Annotated in this window: 24 protein-coding genes and 1 pseudogene; 17 read left to right on the top strand and 8 right to left on the bottom strand. The window is 30.3% G+C overall.

Annotated elements, in window-relative coordinates:
- Positions 1 to 82: 82 nt before the first annotated feature.
- Together L3X37_RS06130 and L3X37_RS06135 are read right to left on the bottom strand one after the other, a co-directional pair.
- On the bottom strand, positions 83 to 799 hold the full coding sequence (locus tag L3X37_RS06130) for a LytR/AlgR family response regulator transcription factor (RefSeq protein WP_237239291.1): 717 nt from the start codon (positions 797 to 799) through the stop codon (positions 83 to 85).
- The gene (locus L3X37_RS06135) at positions 800 to 1,522 is read right to left on the bottom strand and encodes a sensor histidine kinase (protein ID WP_237239292.1); all 723 of its coding nucleotides are present in this window, start codon (positions 1,520 to 1,522) and stop codon (positions 800 to 802) included.
- Positions 1,523 to 2,040: 518 nt separating this feature from the next.
- Between L3X37_RS06135 and L3X37_RS06140 the strand changes: the two genes are divergently transcribed.
- The 5 genes from L3X37_RS06140 (at position 2,041) to L3X37_RS06160 (ending at position 6,800) form a co-directional block, all read left to right on the top strand.
- Positions 2,041 to 3,372, top strand: a complete 1,332-nt coding sequence (locus L3X37_RS06140) for a serine hydrolase domain-containing protein (RefSeq protein WP_237239293.1) — start codon at positions 2,041 to 2,043, stop codon at positions 3,370 to 3,372.
- A gap of 11 nt (positions 3,373 to 3,383) precedes the next feature.
- Entirely contained in the window at positions 3,384 to 3,788 is a 405-nt protein-coding gene (locus L3X37_RS06145) for a MotA/TolQ/ExbB proton channel family protein (RefSeq protein WP_237239294.1), read from the top strand.
- A gap of 141 nt (positions 3,789 to 3,929) precedes the next feature.
- Positions 3,930 to 5,231, top strand: coding sequence for a serine hydrolase domain-containing protein (locus tag L3X37_RS06150; protein WP_237239295.1), 1,302 nt, complete (start codon positions 3,930 to 3,932; stop codon positions 5,229 to 5,231).
- 26 nt (positions 5,232 to 5,257) lie between these two features.
- Entirely contained in the window at positions 5,258 to 6,205 is a 948-nt protein-coding gene (locus tag L3X37_RS06155; RefSeq protein WP_237239296.1) for a glycoside hydrolase family 43 protein, read from the top strand.
- Between the two features lie 40 nt (positions 6,206 to 6,245).
- Positions 6,246 to 6,800, top strand: a complete 555-nt coding sequence (locus L3X37_RS06160) for a hypothetical protein (protein ID WP_237239297.1) — start codon at positions 6,246 to 6,248, stop codon at positions 6,798 to 6,800.
- 127 nt (positions 6,801 to 6,927) lie between these two features.
- Here L3X37_RS06160 and L3X37_RS06165 read toward each other — a convergent pair whose 3' ends face one another.
- Positions 6,928 to 8,280, bottom strand: coding sequence for a DEAD/DEAH box helicase (locus tag L3X37_RS06165; protein ID WP_237239298.1), 1,353 nt, complete (start codon positions 8,278 to 8,280; stop codon positions 6,928 to 6,930).
- A gap of 175 nt (positions 8,281 to 8,455) precedes the next feature.
- Between L3X37_RS06165 and L3X37_RS06170 the strand changes: the two genes are divergently transcribed.
- Positions 8,456 to 9,760 (top strand): anthranilate synthase component I family protein, encoded by a 1,305-nt coding sequence (locus tag L3X37_RS06170; protein ID WP_237239299.1) that lies wholly within the window; start codon positions 8,456 to 8,458, stop codon positions 9,758 to 9,760.
- On the opposite strand, the gene L3X37_RS06175 is transcribed toward L3X37_RS06170, so the two are convergent.
- The gene (locus tag L3X37_RS06175) at positions 9,757 to 10,449 is read right to left on the bottom strand and encodes a sigma-70 RNA polymerase sigma factor region 4 domain-containing protein (protein ID WP_237239300.1); all 693 of its coding nucleotides are present in this window, start codon (positions 10,447 to 10,449) and stop codon (positions 9,757 to 9,759) included. The two genes, L3X37_RS06170 and L3X37_RS06175, sit on opposite strands and share 4 nt — an antisense overlap.
- A gap of 125 nt (positions 10,450 to 10,574) precedes the next feature.
- On the opposite strand from L3X37_RS06175, the gene tilS reads away from it, so the two are divergent.
- Genes tilS through L3X37_RS06190 form a run of 3 tightly spaced genes read left to right on the top strand, consistent with a single transcriptional unit; the run spans position 10,575 to position 14,534 of the window.
- A complete protein-coding gene (gene tilS, locus L3X37_RS06180) occupies positions 10,575 to 11,885 on the top strand; it encodes a tRNA lysidine(34) synthetase TilS (RefSeq protein WP_237239301.1) in 1,311 nt (436 codons plus the stop codon).
- A gap of 1 nt (position 11,886) precedes the next feature.
- On the top strand, positions 11,887 to 13,539 hold the full coding sequence (ade, locus tag L3X37_RS06185) for an adenine deaminase (RefSeq protein WP_237239302.1): 1,653 nt from the start codon (positions 11,887 to 11,889) through the stop codon (positions 13,537 to 13,539).
- A gap of 29 nt (positions 13,540 to 13,568) precedes the next feature.
- Complete coding sequence (locus L3X37_RS06190; protein WP_237239303.1) at positions 13,569 to 14,534, top strand: YheT family hydrolase; 966 nt, start codon at positions 13,569 to 13,571, stop codon at positions 14,532 to 14,534.
- On the opposite strand, the pseudogene L3X37_RS06195 reads toward L3X37_RS06190, so the two are convergent.
- Positions 14,524 to 15,996, bottom strand: a pseudogene (locus L3X37_RS06195) (SLC13 family permease). The gene L3X37_RS06190 and the pseudogene L3X37_RS06195 overlap by 11 nt on opposite strands.
- Before the next feature lie 166 nt (positions 15,997 to 16,162).
- On the opposite strand from L3X37_RS06195, the gene L3X37_RS06200 reads away from it, so the two are divergent.
- The 7 genes from L3X37_RS06200 to L3X37_RS06230 all read left to right on the top strand — a co-directional run bounded on the left by L3X37_RS06200 (position 16,163) and on the right by L3X37_RS06230 (position 22,376).
- Positions 16,163 to 16,336, top strand: a complete 174-nt coding sequence (locus tag L3X37_RS06200; protein WP_237239304.1) for a hypothetical protein — start codon at positions 16,163 to 16,165, stop codon at positions 16,334 to 16,336.
- A gap of 467 nt (positions 16,337 to 16,803) precedes the next feature.
- Positions 16,804 to 17,943, top strand: a complete 1,140-nt coding sequence (locus L3X37_RS06205; RefSeq protein WP_237239305.1) for a DUF2891 domain-containing protein — start codon at positions 16,804 to 16,806, stop codon at positions 17,941 to 17,943.
- An 82-nt stretch (positions 17,944 to 18,025) separates the two neighbouring features.
- A complete protein-coding gene (locus L3X37_RS06210; RefSeq protein WP_237239306.1) occupies positions 18,026 to 19,255 on the top strand; it encodes an Nramp family divalent metal transporter in 1,230 nt (409 codons plus the stop codon).
- Entirely contained in the window at positions 19,255 to 19,995 is a 741-nt protein-coding gene (gene pxpA, locus L3X37_RS06215; RefSeq protein ID WP_237239307.1) for a 5-oxoprolinase subunit PxpA, read from the top strand. The genes L3X37_RS06210 and pxpA overlap by 1 nt, the downstream gene beginning before the upstream one ends.
- A 7-nt stretch (positions 19,996 to 20,002) precedes the next feature.
- A complete protein-coding gene (pxpB, locus tag L3X37_RS06220) occupies positions 20,003 to 20,734 on the top strand; it encodes a 5-oxoprolinase subunit PxpB (RefSeq protein ID WP_237239308.1) in 732 nt (243 codons plus the stop codon).
- Positions 20,727 to 21,575, top strand: a complete 849-nt coding sequence (locus L3X37_RS06225; protein WP_237239309.1) for a 5-oxoprolinase subunit C family protein — start codon at positions 20,727 to 20,729, stop codon at positions 21,573 to 21,575. The genes pxpB and L3X37_RS06225 overlap by 8 nt, the downstream gene beginning before the upstream one ends.
- A 63-nt stretch (positions 21,576 to 21,638) precedes the next feature.
- On the top strand, positions 21,639 to 22,376 hold the full coding sequence (locus L3X37_RS06230; protein WP_237239310.1) for a DUF6503 family protein: 738 nt from the start codon (positions 21,639 to 21,641) through the stop codon (positions 22,374 to 22,376).
- Here L3X37_RS06230 and L3X37_RS06235 read toward each other — a convergent pair.
- The 3 genes from L3X37_RS06235 to deoC form a co-directional block, all read right to left on the bottom strand.
- On the bottom strand, positions 22,369 to 22,812 hold the full coding sequence (locus L3X37_RS06235; protein WP_369409879.1) for a SixA phosphatase family protein: 444 nt from the start codon (positions 22,810 to 22,812) through the stop codon (positions 22,369 to 22,371). The genes L3X37_RS06230 and L3X37_RS06235 overlap by 8 nt on opposite strands.
- 301 nt (positions 22,813 to 23,113) lie before the next feature.
- Entirely contained in the window at positions 23,114 to 23,812 is a 699-nt protein-coding gene (gene deoD, locus L3X37_RS06240) for a purine-nucleoside phosphorylase (RefSeq protein ID WP_237239311.1), read from the bottom strand.
- A gap of 12 nt (positions 23,813 to 23,824) precedes the next feature.
- The gene (gene deoC, locus L3X37_RS06245; protein ID WP_237239312.1) at positions 23,825 to 24,490 is read right to left on the bottom strand and encodes a deoxyribose-phosphate aldolase; all 666 of its coding nucleotides are present in this window, start codon (positions 24,488 to 24,490) and stop codon (positions 23,825 to 23,827) included.
- A 162-nt stretch (positions 24,491 to 24,652) separates the two neighbouring features.
- On the opposite strand from deoC, the gene L3X37_RS06250 reads away from it, so the two are divergent.
- Entirely contained in the window at positions 24,653 to 25,306 is a 654-nt protein-coding gene (locus L3X37_RS06250; protein WP_237239313.1) for an OmpW/AlkL family protein, read from the top strand.
- Positions 25,307 to 25,357: the final 51 nt, after the last annotated feature.

A 25,357-nucleotide genomic window follows, 5' to 3' on the forward strand; every position in this document is an offset into this window, starting at 1 on the left:
TCCTGTGTATTAAGCAACTCTCTACATGTTATATCCCTTTTCATTTTCTGATAATTATCAGGATGGAAAGGGATTTTTTTGTTTAAAATGTATCTAATAATTGTAAAACTTTACTCTTATAACTTCGGCTTATTGGAAGTGACTTTTTCATAATAATTACCTGCTCTTTTGTAAATGAAGTAATGTGTTCAATAGAAATTATATAAGATCTATGAATTCTTATAAATAAATTTTTTGGAAGTTTTGCTTCTATAGCACTAATAGTTTCTCGAGTAACAATAGTTTTATTGGATAGATTAATTTTGATATAATCGCTATAGCTTTCAATATAAATAATGTCTTTAAAATCTATTTTCACCATAGTTCGGTCAGATCGAACAAAAACAAAATCAGTATTCTCGCCAATAGTATTAATTTCATTCTTAGGATTACTATAAACTTCAAAATAAGTGTTTACAGCTTTAAGTAGACGTTCAAATGAAATCGGTTTTAATAAATAGTCTACAGCTTGCAGTTCAAAGCCTTCAACAGCATAATCGCGATAAGCAGTTGTAAAAATAATTTTGATGTCTTTATTTATAGATTTTGCAAAAGAAATACCTGATATTTCAGGCATATTTATATCAAGAAAAACCAAATCAATTTTATGCTTATTAATATATTTAAATGCATCCATGGCATTGCTACAGCTAGCAATTATATTAATATTACTAATTTTTGAAAGATGAATACCGATGATTTCTCTCGCTATAAATTCATCGTCAACAATAATGCATGATATATCGTTACTTTTTTGCAATTACTTACTATTTAAATTAAGAGTTACTTTAAAAACACCTTTGCTATCACTAATATTTAAGTTGTAATTATCTTTATATAATAAATCTAGTCTTTTTTTAATGTTTTCTAAACCAATTCCATTACTTGTTTGAGTACTTTTATTAAAACTATTTTCAATTTTAAAACAAACCTTATCATTATCACAATTTAAGTCAATTTTTATATCTAAAAGACCATTTTTTAAGCTACCATGTTTAAAACTATTTTCAATAAAAGGTAAGAGCAGCATAGGAGCAATTTTTGTTGTTTCAGGAATATTATTATACTTAAAATTGACTTTAAGTGTATTATTAAATCGCATTTTTTCTAACTCAATATAATCTTTAATATGATTAATTTCTGTAACTAAAAGCACAAAGGGTTTATCTATTTGATATAGTAAATAATCTAATAAATTGGAGAGTTTTAGTATCATTTCAGGAGTTTTATCAGCTTTTTTTAAAGCAAAACCATACAATGTATTTAGAGTGTTAAACAAAAAATGCGGATGAATTTGCATTTTCAAATAGTTAAGTTCTTGCTCTTTAAGTTTAAGTTGAGTTTCTAATATTTTTGTTTCTAATATTTTTGTTTCTTCCGTGTGTTTCAAATTCAGTTTCACTAATTTAAAAGCACTTACAATAATGACTACTAAATAAACTGCAATTGCTACAAATACTAAGTTTCTGCTAATAGGAGCCATTTTGGTGTACTTAAAATTAGATAAATATACCAGCCCAAAAAAAACAGATAAGAGAATTAAGTAAGTAGAAATTATTAGAGTGTATAAACTATAAACGCCAAATAGAAAATAGCGTTTTTTTATTAGATAATCGGGGATGAGTTTATATATTGAAACGTAGGTTGTCGCTACGGTTATTGGCATTAAGAAGAGTGAAAAGGATAGTACATAACTAAAATCGTTACTATCAAATCCAAAAAAATAAGTATAAAAAAAGAGAACGCCACACCAAAAAACAGTGTGAAGTATAATTTGAATAAACTTATTTAAGATGACTTTTTTTAGCATGTACAATTATCAACTTTACAATAATACTATAATTTTTATGGTAATAGTTGTTTTGTAGACGAATGACAGATTTAAGAAGGGTTTTTGCCTTTGGTTATAAAAAGAACTAAATGGGTTATCCGTCGCATTTTTGATTTTAGACTTAAAATGAATATTAGGTTTGCTTTATGTTTAACTAAAATTATAAATAAATGAAACAATTATTGTTTTTTTCTTTCTTAATAAGTTCATTGTGTTTTTCTCAACAAGAAAACTTTAAACAATTAGATACACTTTTCGATGTACTTTCTTCAAACAATAAGATGATGGGGAGTTTTTCCATTTTAAAAGATGGTGATATTATTTATAATAAATCTATTGGTTATCAGTACATAATGAAAAATACTAAAAAAGAGGCTACTATAGATTCAAAATATAGAATTGGATCGATAACGAAGATGTTTACTTCTGTTATGATATTTCAATTGATGGATGAGAAAAAAATAAGTTTAAATGATAAATTATCTAGCTTTTATCCGAAAATTCCAAATGCATCCAAAATATCAATATCTAATTTATTGAATCATACTAGCGGTCTATTTAATATTACTGGAGACCCAAATATTTTCTCTTGGTTATATCAAGCATCAAGCGAGATTCAAATGTTGTCTAGAATACAAACACATAAAATAGATTTTGAGCCTGGTGAAAAAATGGAATATAGTAATACTAATTATATACTTTTAGGTTATATCCTTGAAAAAATAGAGAAAAATACTTATAAAAATATTCTAGAACAACGCATTGTAAATAAGTTAAAATTAAAGAATACGTATTTCGGGGGTGTAATAAATATCGAAGATAATGAGTGTCTATCATATTTTTATGAAAAAGGGGAATTAAAACAAGCAAAAGAAGAGCATTTAAGCAATCCTGGTGGGGCAGGAGCAATTGTTTCTAATCCTTCAGACTTAGTTGTTTTTATGGATGCGCTTTTTGGTGGTAAATTGATGTCAGAAACTAGTTTTAAAAAAATGACAGTGGTAAGAGATGAAATGGGGAGCGGTATAGAAACGGGTGAAAGAAATGGCTTAACTATTTGGGGACATGGTGGAGGTATTGGTGGTTTTAAATCTCTTGTATCGTATGTTCCAGAAATGAAAACAGCGTTAGCTATTACAGCAAATGCTGCAAGCTATAAGCTTCTCCCTATAATATTTAGTGCTATAAATGCTGTTAAAGGTAAAACCTTTAAAATACCAGATTTTAATATTAACGAAATACAATTAACAGAACAAGAAGTAAAAGCTTATGAAGGCATATACGAAAGTAAAGAACGTCCTTTCGATCTTACGTTTGTAGCTCATGGAAAAATTTTAAAAGCGGGACCGAATCCAAATAATTTGAATAACCTAACTGCAACAAAAAAAGATGAGTTTTCATTGGAAGCTATGTCTGTTATAATAAACTTTAATTTAGAGAACAATACATTATTTTTTAACGATCAGACTAGCGAACCAGTATTATTCACAAAAAAACAATAAATTTATAAATTATGAACACATTTATATTATTACAGGATAGAGGCTTCTTTTCAACCTTAGTACAAAGATTTAACGAAGGTGGACCTTTCTTTATGTCACTTATTCTAATCTGCTTTATGTTGGCATTTGTCTTTCTTGGATTTGGGTTTTTTAATCTTAAAAAGAATTTAAATAAATCTAAAAAAATGAGAAGTCTAGCTTCCGATACTAGTATTTTAGGACTCGTGTTTGGTTTTTTGGGGTCTACAATTGGTATGATTAATGCTTTTGATTCCTATGAGGTTTTTGGAGATATTGATGCACGTATGATGGCTGGAGGATTAAAAGTGTCTTTTTTAACTACTGTATTTGGTTGTTTAACATTCATTCTACCTAGAATTGTTATTTTGGTTTTACGCGGAATGCAAAAAGAATAATCTATTTTATATAATTATGATTAAATCCCTTTTCATTAATTTGAAAAGGGATTTTTTTTGGCATACATAAGGTTTTTTATAAATGATTTTAAAATAGTAACTTAGCTTTTTAAGTCAAACTAAAAACCACCATTTTTCGCCATGAAAAAAATACTCATTCTTTTTGTTGCTTCTTTTTTCTTTATTAGCTGTTTTAAAAGTAAAACCGAAACACAACCCAATTTACCTAAAGTATTACCTGAAGCTCCAGCTAAATCAGTTGGTATGTCAGAATTAAGACTTAGTTATATTGATACTATGTTAAATAAAGCTGTTAGTGATAATATAATTCCGGGTGCTGTTGTATTAGTTTCAAGACATGGAAAAGTAGTATATCATAAAGCATTTGGTATGGCAGATAATACTTCAGAAAGAGACTTGCAACAATCCGATATTTTCAGAATAGCTTCTCAAACAAAAGCAATTACGTCTACTGCAGTAATGATGCTTTGGGAAGAAGGCAAGTTTAATTTAGATGATCCCATTTCTAAATACATCCCAGAGTTTAAAGGCGAACAAATTTTAGATACGTTTAACGAAAACGATTCATCATACACAACAAAACCAGCAAAAAAACAAATCACAATTAGGCATTTATTAACACATACTTCAGGTATTGGTTATGGGGTAATTGATGGCGATTCTAGATTTAATAAAATTTATAATAAAGCAGGTATTATAGATTTATATACCACAAAAGATATTAGTATTGAAGACAATATTAAAAAGTTAGCAAAACTACCATTGCATCATAATCCTGGAGAAAAATTTACGTATAGTGAAGGGTTAGATGTGTTGGGTTATTTTATAGAAATAGTATCAGGAATGCCTTTTGATGATTTTTTAAAAACCAGAATTTTTGAGCCTTTAGGGATGCACGATACACAGTTTTATTTACCAGAGTCTAAATACAATCGTTTAGTTACTGTGCAAACTAAAGATGATGATGATAAATGGGAAAAATTTCCAGTTACTTTTTATGATACCGATTACCCAATTAAAGGCGCAAAACGCTTTTTCTCTGGTGGCGCAGGACTAACAAGTACAGCAAAAGATTATGCCACTTTTTTACAAATGTATTTGAATAAAGGTGAATTAAACGGAAACAGATTATTGAGCAGAACAACTGTTAAAACCATTTTAGCCAACCAAATACCATATATATCTGAAGATATACAAGATGTCCATGGTTTAGCTTTTGGATTGGTTGATAAAAAAGGACAGGATATAGGAGGTAACGGAAGTGAAGGCACATTTGTTTGGGGTGGTTATTTTAATACCACGTATTTTGCAGACCCAAAAGAAAATGTAGTTGGTGTGCTATTAAAACAAACCCAAAGAATAAGTGGAGATGATACCTCTAATAAATTTAGAAAACTAGTTATGCAAGCTATTGATGATTAGTTTTAAAGGTTATCAGTGAATTACTTATGGTAAAAAGGCACTTTTTAATTATACTAGTTTCTCTGATGTTACTAGGTTGTACTCATACAGAATCAGAGGTTTATCTTTTTTCTTTTTTTAAAGGAAATGGAGAAGATGGTTTACATATAGCTGCAAGTATGGATGGTTTTAATTGGAAAGAACTTAACAATGGCAATTCTTTTTTAAAACCAAAAGTTGGTAATGATAAGCTAATGAGAGATCCATGTATTATAAAAGGAGGAGATGATAAATTTCATATGGTATGGACAGTTAGTTGGAATGAAAAAGGCATAGGTTATGCTAATTCTGAAGATTTAATTAATTGGTCCGAACAAAAATATATTCCAGTTATGCACCATGAAGCCAATGCTAGGAATTGTTGGGCGCCAGAACTGTTTTTTGATGAAGACTCCAAAGAGTATTTTATTTTTTGGGCTACTACTATACCAGGCCGTTTTAAGGAAACGGATTCTTTTGGAGACAATGGTTATAACCACAGAATGTATTATACTAAAACAAAAGATTTTATTGAGTTTGCTGATACTAAATTGTTTTATAATAAAGGCTTTAATGTGATTGATTCAAATATTCAAAAGGATGAAGATGGTTACATCATGTTTTTAAAAGATGAAACGCTTCTTCCTAAGGCACAAAAAAATATTCGAATTGCAACTAGTAAAGAACTCAGTGGAAATTTTTCAGAGGCATCAGAACCAATCAGTCCAAATTGGGTAGAAGGGCCAACAAGTATAAAAATTAATGACGAGTGGATTGTTTATTTTGATATGTATACCAAGCACCAAATGGGAGCTATTAAGTCTTCTAATTTAATAGATTGGGAAGATATTTCAGATAAAGTAAGTTTTCCTAAAGGAACCAGACACGGAACAGTTTTTAAAGTTAAAGAAAGTATTTTTAATAATTTAACGAAGTCTGATACTCTAAAATTTTAATAGTTAGGTATAATAGTATTAAAGAAAAAGAGATTATAGTATGTTATACTTAATTAGTGGCGCATCAAGAGCAGGAAAGACCATAGTTGCAAAAAAGCTATCTGTTCAAAAAGGTATCTCTTATTTATCTCTAGATTGGTTGGTCATGGGTTTTACAAATGGTATTCCAGAATATGGTTTACATGATATGTTGTTTCCTGATGAAATCGCTAAAAGATTTTGGAGTTTTTTTAAAAGTATGGTTGAAAGTATGCTTTGGAGTGATATTGACTATATTATTGAAGGCGAAGCCATACTTCCAGAATTAATTATAGAATTATTAGAGAAGCACCCAAACAAACTTAAAATATGTTTTCTTGGTTTTACTAATGTTGTGGTTAGCCAAAAAGTTAAAGAAATAAAGCAGTTTAGCTGTGAGAAAAACGATTGGTTAACTGAAAAAACCGATGATTACATAAAAGACCATGTAAAAAATATGATATCACATAGTAAAAAAATAAAGACATCTTGCAAGAAAAATAATTTAAAGTATTTTGATGTGTCTAAAAATTTTAATGATGTTATTGATGATGCTATAGCATATTTTAAAGGTTAATAATTTTCAATTTTATGTCATTCCTGCGTAGTCAGGAATCCACTTTGAATCACGATATTTTATAATAAATTGAAAATGATAAATTTTAAAATGTCATTAACTGTCAACCGAATACTGTCTACCAAATTTATTTCCGTTTATTCCGCTTATTATAATTTTTATCACCTCTAGTTTTAGGCTTTTTGTACTTAGCAGCAATTTTAAATTTATACGAGCCACCTAAATTTTCTTTAGAGTTCTTTTCAGCTTTTTCATGAAATGCTGGTCCAACTGCATCTTCATCTTTACAGTTATTTGGATTGTTACGTTCTTTTATTTGCGGACGCTCTTCTTCAATAAGTTCAGTAGAAATCTCAACGGCATCATGAATGTCCAAAAGCGGAATTTCCATTTGCATTAAATCTTCAATACTATTAATAGCATCCTGTTCTTTTTCAGTAGAAAAAACAAGAGCTTCTCCTTTACGTTCGGCACGACCTGTTCTACCAATACGATGCATGTAATTTTCAGGGTAATCTGGTGTGTCAAAATTAATAACATGACTTACATTATCAATATCTAATCCACGAGCCATCACATCGGTAGCGATTAAAATTCTGTTTTCGCTGCTTCTAAATTGCTCAATGCTTCGTAATCTATAATTTTGTGTTTTGTTTGAATGAATCACACAAAGCTCTTCACGAAACGTTTCGTCTAGTTTTTCAAATAAACGATCTGCCATTTTTTTATAAGCCACAAAAATCAACACTTTATTAAAAGTTTCGATGTCATTTAATAAGTGAATCAATAAATTCACTTTGGTATAAAAATTAGGTACATTAAATCGTGTTTGCGAAATATTTTCTAAAGGTGTACCAGAAACCGCAATAGAAACACGTTCTGGACTCTTGAAAAAATCATTAATCAAAGCATCAACATCCTCCGTCATAGTTGCCGAAAACATAATGTTTTGTCTGCGCTGTGGCAGGATGTCAAAAATGTTAATCAATTGGTGCCTAAAGCCTAAATCTAACATCACGTCAACTTCATCAATAACCAATTTTTGAATCGATTTTAACTGCAAAACTCTACTTAAAGCCAAATCGTATAACCGACCAGGGGTTGCTACTAAAATATCTAATCCTTCAGCAATAGCTTGTTTTTGTGTATTAATATTGGTGCCACCATAAACCCCTAAAACGCGATTATTAATATATTTTGAAAGTTTTTCAATTTCTTCAACTACTTGCACAACAAGCTCACGCGTAGGCACTAAAATTAAAACTCTTGGATTTTCTTGGGTAGAAAACTTTAAATTTTTGAGTATGGGAAACATGTAGGCAAAGGTTTTTCCTGTACCCGTTTGTGCAATACCAACCATGTCTTTGCCCGATGCAACTACATTAAAAGCTTCTGCTTGAATAGGTGTTGGTGTTGTAAAACCTAAATCGGTTAAAGCGTTACGTAAAGGCGTATTTAAATTTAAATCTTCAAAAGTCATGATACTGTTAAATTTAGGGCAAAGGTATATTAATAAACGGTTTTATTCTTATTGACGCTAAATCTTTTGAATTATGAGCTAAATAAATTAGTTATGATAATTATTTTTTTAAATGCCTATTGTGGGCTTTTTTAACACGGTTAAATTTCAGTAATTTGCAGCCAATTCATTTCTATTGAGAACAACTTTACATCATAAAATAAAATCGCCTAAAACTTTTAAAAGCCAATTATTGGTTTGGGCACAACAATTTGAGGATGTAGTTTGGTTAGATTCAAATCCAGCCAGCAATAAAGACGCACAGAACTATACTAACTACGATGCGGTTTTAGCAGTTCATGCCTTTACCAGTATTCAAACTGATTTTTATAACGGTTTTGAGAAATTAAAAGAGTATCAAACCTCAGTAAATGATTGGATTTTTGGCTATTTGACTTATGATTTGAAGAATGATGTTGAAGATTTGGGCTCTAATAATTTTGATGGTTTAGAATTTCCTGATTTATACTTTTTTCAGCCTAAAAAGCTATTTCTTTTTAAGGATAATGAAGTTGAAATTCAATATTTAAATTGTGTTGATGATGAAATTAAAGATGATTTAAAAGCTATTTGTCATTGCGAGAACGAAGGACGTGGCAATCTGTCAAATGCTATTAAAATAAAACTTCGTATTCATAAAGATGAGTATTTCGAAAAAATAGATAAAATGCTTGCTCACATACATCGAGGCGACATTTATGAAGCCAATTTTTGTCAGGAGTTTTATGCTGAAAACACTGTTATTAATCCATTAGAAACTTACAACAAACTTAATACCATTTCAAATCCGCCTTTTGCTACCTTTTTAAAGTGTGATGATAAGTATTTGCTCTCGGCATCTCCAGAGCGTTATTTAAAAAAGAAAGGTAACACCATTATTTCGCAACCAATAAAAGGAACTGCAAAACGCTCTGATATTATTGAGGAAGACGAGCAGTTAAAAAACGATTTGTTAAGCGATGAGAAGGAGCGCAGCGAAAATATTATGATTGTAGATTTAGTGCGTAACGACCTATCAAAAACCGCATTAAAGGGTAGTGTTAAGGTTGAAGAATTGTGTAAAATTTACACGTTTGATCAAGTGCATCAAATGATTTCTACTATAAGCTCTAAAGTAGATAAAAACACACATCCAGTAAACATAATAAAAAGCACGTTCCCAATGGGAAGTATGACAGGTGCTCCAAAAATTTCTGCAATGAAAATTATTGAAGCTTTAGAGGAAACTAAGCGTGGGCTCTATTCTGGTGCTGTTGGTTACTTTACGCCAACTGGCGATTTCGATTTTAATGTGGTTATTAGAAGTATTTTATACAACAAAACCAAAAAATATATATCGTATTCTGTTGGTGGTGCTATAACTGCAAAAAGTAATTCTTTAAAGGAATACGAGGAATGCCTAGTAAAAGCTAAGGCTATGCGAACAGTTTTAGAGCATTAACCTAAACGCTCTTTTAAACTTTCAATGGTTAAATCTAAAATGCGTTTTACACGTTTTGCTTCTATATTTTTAATTTGAGCAACTTCATCGTAATCTAATCTTCCAAAGACAAATAAATCTACAATTTCTGATACTTTTAATGGCAATAGGGTATAGAATTTTCCTAATATATTCTTGCTGTTTAAAGCAGACATATCCTCAACCTCAAGTGCATTTTTTAGAGAGGTGTTATCATTTTCATAAATAAACAAATGCTTGTGCTTGCGGTCTTGTTTATACGAAATATCATTAAGCTCATCATTCATAATAAAATCAAAATCTTCATCAACGGTAAAATTTTCCTCCAATCCATCTAACTCTTCCTCTAAAATTGAATTTGTACTTAGCGTATTTTGATGAAATGCCTCTTTTTTAAAGAGTTCATCTAAATCAGTATCCACAATTTTAAACAGTTTAATTTTTATCGCTAAAGGTTCCATGTCAACATCATAACCACCCTCATAAAACTTTGCAACAGCTTCATCTATAAAATCGTTTGAGGCATACATGTTTTTTGGGATAATACCTTTAGATTCGCCTATGTATAAACGATGTTTAATGTAAGCTTGTAAATGTTGTGTTGCAGAAATTACTTTTTTGTTAAAAGTGTCTTGAGTTTTTTTATCGTTTAATTTATCGATTGAGCACATATTTTTAGGTATTAAAATTTATACTTTAAAACTAAGAAAAAACATGAGCTTCAAACATGATTTTTATCATTGTAATATGGTTATAAGTTGTGTATATAAATGGGCAATGTTGTATATTTGAAAACATGCTAAAACAATTTAAAAATCATATTAATAATAACTTACCTTTTCTTAAAAAAAGCAAACTACTTATTGCTATTTCTGGCGGATTAGATAGTGTAGTATTAACACATTTATGTCATCAATTAAAATTGAATATAACCTTATCTCATTGCAATTTTAATTTAAGAGAAGAAGAAAGTGATGCCGACGAAGATTTTGTTTTACAATTGGCTGATGACTTAAATTTAGAAGTGTTTATTGAAAGTTTTGATACTGAAGCTTATGCTAAAGAAAATAAACTTTCTACACAAATGGCAGCCCGCGAGTTACGCTATAATTGGTTTGATGAAATTGCTAAACAATTGCAATACGATTTTATATTAACCGCTCATCATGCCGATGATAATTTAGAAACGGTTTTAATCAATTTTACCAGAGGAACAGGTTTAGAGGGCTTAATAGGAATCCCTGAAATTAATGATAATATAGTACGACCATTATTACCATTTTCTCGAGCAAAAATTGAAGTTTATGCAAAAAATGAAAATTTAAAATGGCGCGAGGATAGTAGTAACGCGTCAACCAAATATTTACGTAACAAATTAAGGCACGATGTTATTCCTGTTTTAAAAGAAGTGAATCCTAAGTTGTTGCAAAATTTTCAAACTACCCTCAATAATTTAAATGATACAATAGACATTGTTGAAGAAAGCACTAATGCTGTTTTAAAAAAGGCTATAGATACTACTGATGATAATCATATAGCATTTAAAATTTCAGAATTTAAAAAAGTAAATAATCCAAAAGCCTATTTATTTGAAGTTTTTAAAGAATACGGATTTACTGAATGGAACGATGTTTTAGATTTATTAAATGCCGAAACAGGAAAACAAGTATTTTCAAAAACACATCGATTAATCAAAAATCGTAAGCATTTATTATTAAGTGAAATAAAACTAAATGATAATCAGGAAATTCTAATTAATAAGGATGATAGTAATAAGCAAATTCCGTTAGGGATTTTATTTTTTGATAAAGTTGATGCTATTTCAGAAACACAAAACCACACTATATATGTAGATAAATACAAACTCAATTTCCCATTAACAATAAGAAAATGGAAAAAAGGGGATGTGCTTTATCCCTTAGGAATGAAAGGTAAAAAGAAATTAAGTAAATATTTTAAAGACGAAAAATTATCGCTTTTAGATAAAGAAAATGCATTGTTATTATGTTCAGGAAATGATATTGTTTGGGTCATAAATAAACGAGCAGACGATAGGTTTAAAGTAACTAAAAACACAAAGCAAATTTTAAAAATTGAGTTAAAGTAATTTGAAACTACAAGGTCAAATAGTCGACATACAAAACAAACGCATTTATAAAGGCGAAATCACTTTAGTAAATGGGAGGATTTCATCTATTGAAGAAAAAAATCATAATATAGACCACTTTATTCTACCAGGATTTATAGACGCTCATATCCACATTGAAAGCTCCATGTTAGTGCCATCAGAATTTGCAAGAATTGCTGTAAAGCATGGTACGGTAGCGACGGTTTCAGATCCGCATGAAATTGCAAATGTACTTGGTGTTAAAGGGGTGGAATTTATGATTAAAAATGGTAAGCAAACTCCATTTAAATTTAATTTTGGTGCACCATCGTGTGTGCCTGCCACCAATTTTGAATCTGCTGGTGCCATTATCGATTCCGATGGAATAAAATCGCTTCTAGAAAATCCAGACATTAAATATCTAGCTGAAATGATGAATTATCCAGGAGTTTTTTTTGACGACGAAGACGTTTTAAAAAAGATAGCTTGGGCAAAACATTATAATAAACCCATTGATGGTCATGCACCCGGTGTAAGAGGAGAAGACATTTCTAAGTATATCAATGCAGGAATCTCAACAGATCATGAATGTTTTACTTACCAAGAAGCTTTAGAGAAACTTCAAAAAGGCATGAAAATCTTAATTCGAGAAGGTAGTGCTGCTAAGAATTTTGAGGCTTTAATCGATTTATTACCAGAGCATTATGAAAACATGATGTTTTGTAGTGATGATAAACACCCTGATGATTTAATTGTTGGTCATATTAACCAGCTTTGTGCTAGAGCTGTTGCAAAGGGAATTGATGTTTTTAAGGTATTAAAAGCAGCTTGTGTAAACCCTATAAGACATTATAATCTTGATGTTGGATTGTTAAATATTGGAGATGCTGCTGATGTCATCGTTGTTGAAGATTTAAAGGATTTTAAAACGCTTCAAACTTATATTAATGGTGAATTAGTTTTTGATAATGGTGAATCTTTAATAAAACCTGTATCGTTTAATAATCTTAACAACTTCAATTGTGAAAAGAAAAAAGTTTCAGATTTTAAATTTGAATCATCTTCAAAACAAATTCGAGTGATTGAAGCTTTAGAAGGGCAGTTGGTAACTAACGAGATTATTGAAGACGCTTTGATAGATGAAGGTAATTTGATTTCAAATATCGAAAAAGATATTCTAAAAATGACAGTCGTTAATCGTTATCATCCCGTCCCGATTACTATCGGGGACTATCGGGATCAAAAACCGGCGATAGCGTTTATTAAAAACTTTGGTTTGAAAGAAGGCGCTATTGCATCATCTGTTGGACATGATTCGCATAATATTATTGCTGTAGGTGTTTCGGATGAAGCGATTTGTAAAGCTGTTAACTTAATTATAGAAAATAAAGGTGGTATTTGTGCTATTTCCAATTCCGAAGAAAAAACAGTATCACTTCCTGTTGCAGGAATAATGAGTGATAAAGATGGAGAAAGTATTGGTAAGGCCTATGCTGATTTAGATAAATTTGCAAAGAAATTGGGAAGTAAATTATATGCACCTTATATGGCGCTTTCGTTTATGGCTTTATTGGTTATTCCGTCACTTAAATTAAGCGATAAAGGATTGTTTGATGGAAGAGATTTTAAATTTACATCTTTAGAATTCGATTAAGCCCAAAACCCAAAACCTAATACCCAATTATGCCAATAATAGAATCAACTTACAAACCTCCTTTTTATTTTAAAAATGGTTTTATTTCAACAGTATATTCTGGCTTGATAAGACAAATTTCTTTAGAGCAAGAACGAGAGCGTATTATGCTAAATGATGGTGACTTTCTAGATTTAGATTGGAGTTTTTCTAGCAACAAAAATAATAAGCTTATTGTTTTATTGCACGGGTTAGAAGGTCATGGACAACGACCATATATAACAGGAGCTGCAAAACATTTCAACACTAATGGTATAGATGCAGTTTGTGTTAATTTTAGAGGTTGTAGCGGAGAAGAAAACTTAAAATATTACAGTTATCATTCTGGTGCTACTGGTGATTTAGTAGAAATTATTAATCATATTATTTCAGCTAAAAATTACAATGATATATATTTAAAAGGTATCAGTCTTGGTGCAAATATTATTTTGAAATATTTAGGAGAAGGAAATCATATTCCCAAAGAAATTAAAGCAGGTATAGCTGTTTCGGTACCGTGTAATTTATCTGGTGCGGCAAAAGAATTACACACGTTAAAAAATAAGTTATACCATGATAGGTTTTTAAAGCCATTAGTTAAAAGACTTAAAGAAAAACAGCAACGATTTCCGGGTTCAATTAAAAATGAGGACATCAAATCTATTAAAACATTATATGATTTTGATAATGTTTACACCTCAAAAGCTCACGGATTTATTGATGCTGAAGATTATTACTCTAAATGTGCGAGTCTTCAATTTCTTTCAAATATTAAAATACCAACCTTAATTATTAATGCACTAAACGACTCCTTTTTATCTCCAGAATGTTTTCCTGTTAAGGAGGCTAAAAACAATTCTAATCTGTATTTAGAAATGCCAAATTATGGCGGGCACGCAGGCTTTATTGATAAAAAGAATGTGTATTATAATGAAAAACGAGCCTTAGAATTTGTAAACAATAGTGCTAATTTTTAAGATTTTCGGGAAACCTTTCTATTACAATATTCCACAATTCAGGAAGAATAAAATACACAAATAATGTTAGGATAATTATTCAAATTACATTCATTATAATGCCTTTACTTGCTATGTCGGGAATGCGTAAATAACCCGACCCAAAAACAACTGCATTTGCTGGTGTAGCAACAGGAAGCATAAAAGCACAAGATGCAGCAACTGCAACTCCAACCATTAAAATAAAAGGGACGTACATCTATGGTTAAAGCCATAGGCACTAGTGCAGGTAAAAGCATTGCGGTAGTAGCTAGATTAGAAGTGATTTCAGTTAAAAATTTAACAGCTGCGATTAAAAGTAAAATTAATAAAATGGTACTAACTCCAGCAAATGTTGTCATTTGGTTTTCAATCCATAAAGCTAACCCACTAGTTTCAAAACCTTTTGCTAATGCCATACCAGCACCAAATAGGAGAATAATTCCCCAAGGTAAATTCTTGGTATCTTTCTAAGAAATATTTTTTTTATCCTTTGTTTTGGATGGAATTAAAAACAACACTAAAGCAAATAAAATAGCAATTATAATGTCATCAATTTGAGGAAATATTTTGTTAAGAAGAAAAGAACGTGTGATCCAATAAAAGGCTGTGGAAGCAAAAACTATAGCAATGATTTTTTCTTCATAAGTCATTTTACCTAAAGCATTTAGTAAGCGCTTTATTTCTAGTTTGCCTCCAGGAAATTCCTTTTGTTTAAAAGTAAATGCGAATTTGGTTAAATATTTCCAACATATAAAAAGTAAAATAATAGAAATAGGAAAACCGAAGATAAACTATTGCGAAAACGTAATTTCATACCCGTAAGTTTCTGTAACTACACCAGCCAAAACTAAATTTGGTGGCGTGCCAATTAAGGTGGAAATACCACCAATAGAAAAGCTGTATACTATAGCGAGCATTAAAGCTTTACCAAAAATTAAATTTTCATCTTCATCTGTTTTGGGGTTGTATTTTAATTGTTTGATAATAGCTATGCCAATAGGAAGCATCATTACCGAAGTAGCGGTATTAGATATCCACATCGATAAAAAAGCTGTAGCGACCATAAACCCTAAAATGATTTTATTAGCATTCGAACCAATGATATTGATCATGTTAAGGGCAATGCGTTTATGTAAATTCCATTTTTCAATAGATAGCAATGGCAATTATAAAGCCACCTAAATATAAAAACACAAATATATGTCTAAATGATGCTGTTGTTGTAGTAATATCTAAACTTCCTGTAAGCGGAAATAAAACAATTGGTAATATGCTGTAGCTGCAATTAGTATAGCTTCAGTTATCCACCAAACGGCAATCCAAGCAGTTGATGCTAAAATACCGTTAGCTTCGTCTAATAAGTCTTTAGGGGAATAAAAAAGTCGAATTGCTATAAATAATAATGACCAAGTATTAATCCAATACGTTTAGTATTTGTCATCTACTAATTTTAAAATAGTTGAATCCCTAAAAATAGGTTTAATTTTATAAAGTTGATTTATTATAGGAGTTATAAAATAATATGCATATAATTTATTTTAGATATTGTAAAACACATTGCTTTATTATATCTTTGCATAAAATTTATAATAAGACGCACACAAATTATGTTTGATTTTGATCAATATTTAGGTTTTTTAGCATTTTTAACCATATTAACAATTGGATTTTGGTTAATGATATTTTTGTTAACTTTTGTAATTCCTTATTGGATTGGGGGTTCTTTAATTGAAAGATTAAAAGAAATTAGAGAAGCAAAAAAAACTAAAAGAGAAGCTTAAAATATAATTTTGTACAAAAAAAGACCTCTTCAATACAAATGAAGTGGCCTTTTTAAATTTTCAATCATTGCTTCAATACAAAAGAAGTTTTGATTTACTCTTACTAAGAAAAATTAATTAAAAGGAGTGTATTTAAGACGTGCATTCCTTTTTGTTTTCAATTAGTAAAACTAGTTTGAAGCACCAATAAATGAAAGGAATCGTTATAAACCTTTTCAACAAGTTTTTAACAAATAAAAAATCTTATACAAACTTTTTTTAAATTTAAAAGATTGATATTTAATCTATTAAATTGGTTTGATAAGTAAGTTTATTTGTTTATTTAAGTAGAAAGGTTTATAAATTAATTTTTATAGAAATTATTTGATTTGTTTATTGATATTCATTGTTTTAGTATTTGTATAGTTTATTTTACCCATTTAATTGTTTGATTTGTTTATATTAATATTTTCATGTTATTTTATAGAATGAAAAATTTAATCACTTTGTCAGTAACAGTTTTAATCCTAAGCTGCAACACCACAAAAGAAAAAAATCAACCTATTGAAACTGAAATAAAAACAGTTTCAGCCTCGCAACCAACAGCAATATTGGGCATCCCAAAACTCAATTTAAAAGGCGCAAACACATTAGCACAATTGCCATTGTTTTGTATTAATACAGAATACCCAAACAAGTTATCGCAAACTATTGGTAGCGACGATGATTTAAAATCACCTAGCGCATTACATCCTGCGTTTTATGGGTGTTTTGATTGGCATTCATCTGTGCATGGGCATTGGAGTTTGGTGAGTTTGCTAAAGCAATTCCCAAATATCGATAATGCAGAAACTATTAAACAGCGCTTACTTAAAAACATATCGAAAGAAAACATTGAAGCCGAAGTGCAATATTTTTATGGAAAACATAATAAGTCTTACGAGCGTACTTACGGTTGGGCGTGGTTACTTAAACTCGCTGAAGAATTACATACTTGGGACGATGAAACCGCACGAACTTTGGAAAGCAATCTACAACCGCTAACTGATTTAATTGTTGAAAAATACATAGAATTTTTACCAAAACTAAAATACCCAATTCGCGTTGGCGAGCACACCAATACTGCTTTTGGATTATCTTTTGCTTACGATTACGCTATTACTTTAAATAATAATGTGCTGAAATCTCTTATTGAGCAACGCGCCAAAGATTTTTACTTAAAAGATACAGGCTGTCCAATAACTTGGGAGCCTAGTGGAAGTGATTTTTTGTCGCCATGCTTAGAAGAAGCAGCACTAATGAAACGGACTTTACCATTAGCAGATTACAAAGCATGGCTAAAAGACTTTCTTCCTCAACTTAGTGATGTTAATTTTAATATAGAAACAGGTAAAGTATCAGACCGAACCGATGGGCATTTGGTGCATTTAGACGGTGTTAATTTTTCTCGTGCTTGGAGTTTAAATAAAATTGCTGAAGATTTACCTGAATATGAACACCTTAAAAACACCGCAAATCATCATGTAAATTATTCGCTGCCTAGTGTTGTTGGAGATAGTTACGAAGGCGGACATTGGTTAGGTAGTTTCGCTATTTATGCACTAAACTCAACACAAAAAATTAAATAGTACTTTAATATTTTATTAAAGACCTATTTATTAAGAATTATGCTTTTAATTTTAAATGTTTTTCTAATAAAAATAGTAGGTTATGAAACAATGGTTTAAAAACATTGGGCCAGGGTCATTGGTAGCAGCAGCCTTTATTGGACCAGGAACGGTAACTGTTTGTACGCTTGCTGGTGTTGGTTTTGGTTTTGCACTTCTTTGGGCAATGTTGTTATCTATTATTGCTACGGTTATTTTGCAAGAAATGGCAGCACGATTAGGTGTGATTTCTCAAAAAGGATTGGCTCAAGCTATTCGAAGCGAAATTAAAAATCCTCTATTTAAAACATTAGCTATTGTATTGGTTTTTTCTGCAATTGTTATTGGAAATGCTGCTTACCAAGCAGGAAATATAAGTGGAGGTGTTTTGGGTTTAGAAACTGTTGTAGGAAATTCTAATATTACAATTTCAGGACTTTCAATTAATTTTCTAAGTATTGTTATAGGTTTTATGGCTTTTGTTTTACTTTATTTGGGTAACTATAAAATTCTTCAAAATGTATTAGTTTCTTTAGTGGTCGTAATGAGTTTAGCTTTTTTAATTACTGCCATTATCACAAAACCTAGTATTACTGAAATTGTAAAAAATGCATTTATTCCAAATTTCCCAAAAGATAGTATATTTACAATTATAGCTTTAATTGGAACTACAGTTGTGCCGTATAATTTGTTTTTACATGCATCTTTGGTAAAACAAAAATGGCATAGTAAGAGCGATTTAAAATTAGCAAGAAAAGATACTTTAGTTGCAGTAGTTTTAGGCGGGTTAGTATCTATGTGTATTATGGTTTCGGCGTCGTCAATCCAAACTCAAGATATAAATAGTGCAGCAGATTTAGCTAAAGGTTTAGAGCCTTTATTTGGTAGTTTTGCAAAATATTTTTTAGCTATTGGTTTATTTGCAGCTGGAATTACTAGTGCAATTACAGCACCATTGGCTGCTGCATTTGTGGCTACAGGTTGTTTGGGTTGGGTTACTAATATGCAATCTAAAAAGTTTCGAGCAGTTTGGATGTTTGTTTTGTTGGTTGGAGTAATTTCTGCATCATCTGGAATAAAATCAATTGAAATTATAAAATTCGCCCAAGTTGCTAATGGTATTTTATTGCCAATTATTGCTGGTTTTTTAATTTGGATTATGAATAAAAAAACTATTTTAGGAATGTATGTAAATAATATAAAACAAAATATTTTTGGATGTATTATTCTGGGAGTTAGCATATTATTATCCTTAGCGACACTTAGCAAGGTTTTTCATTTAAACCTTTTCTAGTGAAAAATTATACAATTGATATTAATGTAGATTTAGGTGAAGGTATTGGTAACGAACTAGAAATAATGCCTTATATAACAAGTTGTAATATTGCTTGTGGTGGGCATGCTGGCGATACTAAAACCATGCATGAAATGGTTAAGTTGGCTAAAATGTATGGTGTAAAAATAGGTGCTCATCCATCGTTTCCTGATAAAGATAATTTCGGTAGAAAGATTTTAGAAATGCCTTCAGTAGTATTGTTTAAATCGATAAAAAAACAAATAAAAGATTTACTTAATGTTACTAAAAATGAGAATGCGAGATTACATCATATAAAACTACATGGAGCACTTTATAATTTAGCATCGATAGACAAAAAAACTGCTAAAATTATTATTAAAACTATAAAAAGTATGGCAATACCAGTTAAATTATACGTGCCATATCAGTCTGTTATCGCAAGTGTAGCGATACAAAATAACATTTCTATTGCTTATGAAGCCTTTGCTGACAGAAATTATAATGATAATTTAACTTTGGTTTCTAGAGAAAAAAGCAATGCAATAATTTTTGATAAGGCAACGATGTTTAATCATGTATACCGAATGATTTCTACTCAAAAAGTTAAAACTATAACTAATAAAGAAGTTGCTATTAAAGCAGATACATTTTGTATACATGGAGATAGCCCTGATGCTGTAAAATTAGTTAAAAGCTTAAAGGAGAAATTAGAAACTAAAGGTGTGATTATTGCTTAATTTTTTTATGATTTTTAACTTAACATATAAGCCATACGGAGAACGCTCAATTTTAGTTGAATGGCCTCAGGTTATCAATAAGAAAATACTGTATGATGTGTTAGCTTTTAAGAATAAAATATTAAAAAATGATATTGAATTAATTATTGATATAAATACGGCATATAATTCATTATTAATTACTTATAAAAAAATAAAAACTAGCTTCAATACTCAAGTTTCTATATTGAAAGAGACATATAGCCAAGAAAATATTTATAATAAGCAAATATTTAAGCAGTGGGAAATTCCAGTGTGTTATGATGTTGATTTTGGTGTTGATTTAAAAACTATTTCACTGGCTAAAAACACCACAAAAGAATTTATTATTAAACAGCATTCGCAAGCCATTTATACGGTTTATTTTATTGGTTTTTTGCCAGGGTTTTTATATTTAGGAGGATTACATAAAGCACTTTGTTTTCCTAGAAAAGAAACACCTAAATTACAAATTGAAAAAGGAGCTGTAGCTATTGGTGGCAATCAAACAGGTATTTACCCTAGCGAAAGCCCTGGAGGTTGGAATATTATTGGCAATACACCAATTTCTTTTTTTAATGTAACTAAGAACAATGCGTGTTTCGCTAAACCTGGTGACTCAATTAAATTCTACTCAATATCTTTAAAAAAATATCACGACATTAAATCTCTTGTAGATGCTGGAGTTTATCAAATAAAAAGTGAGGTTGTAAATGGTTAAAGTTATAAAATCTGGTTTTTATTCTACCATTCAAGATTTTGGTCGCATTGGTTATCAGCATTTAGGTGTACCTTATTCTGGTGTTCTGGATTGTTATTCGGCATCCATAGCCAATGCTATTTTGGGTAATAATAAAGGTGCAGCAGTTATGGAAATGACAATGGTTGGCGTAACGCTTCAGTTTGATTGTAATACAAATATTTGCATTACAGGAGCAGATATGTCACCCAAAATTAATTCTAATGCTATAAGGCTCTATAAAGCTATTGCTATTAAAGCTGGCGATGTTTTGTCATTCGGTAAAGTTAATTACGGATTTAGGTCTTATTTAGCTGTTTCCGAAGGCTTTAAAACTGAAGTTGTAATGAAAAGTAGAAGCATGTATAAAGGTGTTACTAATAAGTTTGTACTAAAAGAAAATGACGAATTATCTATATCAAATGCATTTTTTAACAATAAAAAAAATGCCATTATTAAAGTGGATAGAAATTATTTTACTTCAAAAATTATTGAAGTTTTTAAAGGACCAGAATTTGCTTGTCTTTCTAAAGAACAACAAAAAATGATGTTTTCAAAGATATTTACTATTTCAAAAGAAAATAATAGAATGGCTTATCAATTAAAAGAAAGTTTAGCCAATAATTTAAAGCCTATTATTACATCGTCGGTGCTTCCTGGAACCGTTCAGCTCACACCATCTGGAAAGCTGATTATTTTAATGAAAGATTGTCAAACAACAGGTGGTTATCCTAGAGTATTACAGCTAAAAGAAAGCTCTGTAGGTATTTTGTCTCAAAAATTTACAGGGCAAAGCATTTCTTTTAAACTGTTAGAATATTAAGAAAATTTTATAGTTGTTATTGGTAAGCTGTTCTTAATTTTGCAACATAGAAGAAAAACAAAAATGAAAAAATCATTTTTAATCCTAGTTATTGCTATGCTTTTTAATAGTTGTGAAAAACAGAAAGTAATTAGCGCGCAAGAAATAGTTGATAAATCTATAGAAGTTGCTGGCGGCAATAAAATTAAAAATGCAGCCATAGCTTTTAATTTTAGAGATAAACACTACAAAGCAACACGTAATAATGGAGTATTTCAATTTGAAAGAATCTTTAAAGATTCTACAATTGTTATTCGAGATGTTTTATCAAATGATGGTTTTAAACGTTATAATAACAATTTAGAAGTAAAAGTTGCAGATAGTATGATTTTAAAGTACTTATCTTCAGTGAATTCTGTACATTATTTTTCGATATTACCTTTTGGTTTAAACGATGCTGCAGTAAATAAAGAGTATATTGATAAAGTTACTTTAAAAGGAAAAGATTACCATAAAATTAAAGTTACATTTAATCAAGATGGAGGTGGAGAGGATTTTGAGGATGTATTTGTGTATTGGATAAATGCCAAATCCTATAAAACAGAGTACATTGCTTACTCTTATGAAGAAACCGACGGCGTTGGTATACGTTTTAGAGCTGCTTTTAATGAACGTTACGTTAACGGTATTAGGTTTGTTGATTATGTCAATTATAAACCTAATAATTCATCAACTTCGTTACAAGATTTAGACGAATCGTTTGAAAAAAATCAATTAAAACTATTATCAAAAATTGAATTGACTGATATGACGGTTAATTAATAGTTAGTACCTGATCCGAAATTTTATTAGCTATTACAGTAACTATGTACAAGTTGTCGTTCTTGCTATCATCTATATCTTCATGTTTTTTAAAACCTAAAAAAGCATTAACCAGCATAGGTGTAGTGTTGCTATGGCCTACGATTAAAATGGTTTTGCCTTTTGTGTTTTTTAAAAACGTTTTTGTATCAAGTTTATAAGGATGATAAAGTGTTAATTCTAATCCTTTTTTTGTAGCAGTTGGTTGAGCTGTTTCTTTAGTCCTGTTATAATTGGTACTATAAATAGCATCAAATTTTATATTTGAAAATACTTTACTCCATTTTTTTGCTCGTTTTTTACCTATTTCAGTTAAATGAGGATTTTTATTTGTTTTGTTGCTTCTATCTTTTTCTGCATGACGAATAAAATAATAGGTTGAGGCCTCAGAGGTTATTTTTTCTTATGAAAAAGAGGTTGTTGATAGTATTGTAAATGCAAAAAGAAATAAATATTTCATCGTTAAAAACTTGATTGTCATCAAATATAAATAGAACTCATCTTGACTTTTTCTATTTCCTAAAAAAATGGCTGAAATTCACCCATATTTTGTTGCTTTTCTTACCCGTAGCACTGCTATAGCTTTCAAAAAGTGCCTCATCTGGTCAAATTTTCAACTCATTTTCGGTTAAAAACAAAAAGTCAAGAAGAGTTCATAGTTTTAAATCACAGTTTTTAAATTATTTGTTAAAGTTGATTTAAGCAAGTCGCATCGCAATTTCTACCATTTCTGTAAATGTTGTTTCACGTTCTTTGCTTGTTGTGCGTTCGCCAGTAACTAAAGAATCCGAAATGGTTAAAATTGTAAGCGCATTTACATTATGCTTAGCAGCTATAGTATATAAGCCAGCACTTTCCATTTCTACACAAAGTACGCCGAATTTAGACCACTTTTTATAAGACTCAAAATCGTCCGCATAAAACTCATCCGATGTAAAAACATTTCCTGCTTTTATATTAATGTTTTTTTCTTTAGCAATACCTACGGCTTTTTGAAATAATTCAAAATTAGCAGTAGGTGCATAATCTGCACCACTAAACCGCAGCTCGTTAACACCAGAATTAGAAGATGCCGCCATTGCTAAAACAATGTCCCGTATTTTAATATGTTTTTGGTAAGAGCCAGCACTACCAACTCTAATAAGGTTTTTTACACCATATTCTGTAATAAGTTCGTGTGCGTAAATAGATATTGAAGGAACGCCCATTCCAGTACCCATAACCGATATGCGATTTCCGTTATAAGTTCCTGTATAGCCAAACATGTTTCTTATTTTGTTAAAACACACTGGGTTTTCAAAAAAAGTTTCTGCAATCCATTTGGCTCGTAATGGGTCTCCTGGAAGTAAAATAGTTTCGGCAATGTCACCTTTTTTGGCTTCAATATGTACACTCATTTTGATTTGTTTTTAGTATTTCAAATTAGATGTTTTCCCTGTAACTATGTCAATTCCAGATGATGTTCCTAATCTTTCTACACCTAAATTTATATATTCCAATGCAGTTTTAGCATCTTTTATTCCACCAGAGGCTTTAATTTTTACCGTACTTTTCGCAACGCTTTTAATGAGTTTTATGTTATGTATTGTAGCGCCTCCAGTTCCAAACCCTGTTGATGTTTTTATAAAATCTGCACCGCTTTGTATAGCGAGTTCGCTAGCTTTTATAATTTCTAATTCTTCTAAATAGCAGGTTTCTAAAATTACTTTTAATACGTTGCAAGGCATAATTTTCTTTACAGCTTCAATATCTTTCCAAACAGCATCAAAATCTTTACTTTTAAGTAAACCTAAGTTAATAACCATATCAATTTCATCTGCACCATTATTTAATGCTGATTCTGCTTCAGCAACTTTTGCTTGGGTGGACATACTGCCTAAAGGGAAGCCTATAACACTGCAAACTTTTACTTTGCTATTTTTTAAATGTTCTTTGGCTAAATATATATAGCAACTATTTACACATACTGAGAAAAATTGATGTGCTATAGCTTCTTCGCAAAGTTTTATAATATCTGCTTTAGTAGTAGTGGGTTTTAAAAGTGTATGGTCTATATAAGTGTTTAAAAGTTTCATATTGAGTCTAAAAATACATTTATTTTTTAATAAAAATCAGATTACTAGATAGCATTTTATAATACACTAAGGTGCATATAAAAAATATTATCAAACTATGATTTATATCAGTTTTTTATTATCACTTGGGTACTAATTTTGTGAGAAATAATTTTAAATATCATGAAAAAAACAATTTTCACAGCTTTAATTGTCTGTTTATCAATAGCTGCGGTTGGCGCACAAGAAACAGATACTAGTTCCGCAACAAATTTTAGCAAATGGCAAGTTAGACTGCGTGTTATAGCTATAGTTCCTAACGAATCTGCCACTATACAAGCGATTGGAGGCGATGCGCAAATATCTAACGCATATGTACCCGAATTAGATTTTACTTATTTTTTTAATAAAAATTTAGCAGCCGAATTAATTTTGGGCACAGCAAAACATGATGTTAAAGCAGTCTCTACAGCCGTAGGAGATATTCCTTTAGGAGATGTTTGGTTATTGCCACCAACGCTTACGTTACAGTACCATTTTGATGGAGAGGCTGTGCATCCTTATTTTGGGGCAGGTTTAAATTATACCTTATTTTATAATGAAAGCGCAGGGCCAGTAGCAGATAAAGTGAGTTACGATAGTGCTTTAGGGTTTGCTTTTCAAATGGGTTTTGATATTGATTTAGATGATACTTGGTTTGTTAATATTGATGCTAAATACTTGCTATTAAATACCGATGTTAATGTTAATGCAACTACGGCATTAGGGGCTACCGTTGGAGCCGATGTTAATATTAATCCATTTATTGCTGGCATTGGTTTTGGAATGAAGTTTTAATTTAAAACAAGTTGAAAAAAGCTAAGCAAAACCTTAAAAAGTTATGTTTAG

The sequence above is a fragment of the Wocania arenilitoris genome, assembly GCF_021728535.1.
Lineage (GTDB): Bacteria > Bacteroidota > Bacteroidia > Flavobacteriales > Flavobacteriaceae > Wocania_A > Wocania_A arenilitoris.